1 pseudogene is annotated in these 680 nt (G+C 56.2%); it reads right to left on the reverse strand.

Annotated elements, in window-relative coordinates:
- Positions 1-582: pseudogene (locus tag C8029_RS05560) on the reverse strand (DEAD/DEAH box helicase); the annotation flags it as partial.
- Between the last annotated feature and the right edge of the window lie 98 nt (positions 583-680).

Below are 680 nucleotides of genomic sequence, written 5' to 3' on the forward strand. Positions count from 1 at the left end.
TCGATAGTAGAGCGCTGCATTGGCTCGCTCGCCACCGGTACCCGAGACGAGTCGGTCTTGGGGCGGTCGCTTTCGATTCCGAATACGACCAACTTGTCCTTTTGCGAGCATGATCAAGTGAAGAATCAGTTCCGACTGCAGCCAATCGCCGCTCGGGATGCGGATAGAGTCTGCCACCTCAGCAGCATCCGCCGATGCCCCGGCTACCAAGAACAGAAGCATTGCCGAAACATCCGGACTGATCGCATTCGGCGATACAAATGAAACTGGCTGGTCCGAGTCCCGTAGAGCGATCGCTTGATGAACCAACTGATAAGCCGTTGCGGCAACAAAGCCTGCCGCTGCCCGGTTTTCTCTATCGGGATTAATGGCTACCAATGCTTCATTGGTCTGCGCCAACCGGCGTGCAAATCGAATTGTGTCCTCGAGAAGCTCTTCCCCATTTTCACTCTCGCGAAGCAGTACCCTTGCCGATACGATCTCGGCGAAAGCACGTGCAAGTCGGTCAGGCAAACCTTCGCGGTCCAGGTCGGGCAAGTCTGGGGTGGACCTGATGAGTTCGGACGTTGCGGGATCATACATTGGCTGCCGCCTCCGCACTGTCGATCTTGACGAGCGCTTTCTCCGCTACACAATCTATCCAGTCGCGAACGTCTTCCAAAACTAAGGTTTCGGCGCGC

This window comes from Roseobacter sp. TSBP12 (genome assembly GCF_009129705.1).
Lineage (GTDB): Bacteria > Pseudomonadota > Alphaproteobacteria > Rhodobacterales > Rhodobacteraceae > Celeribacter > Celeribacter baekdonensis_A.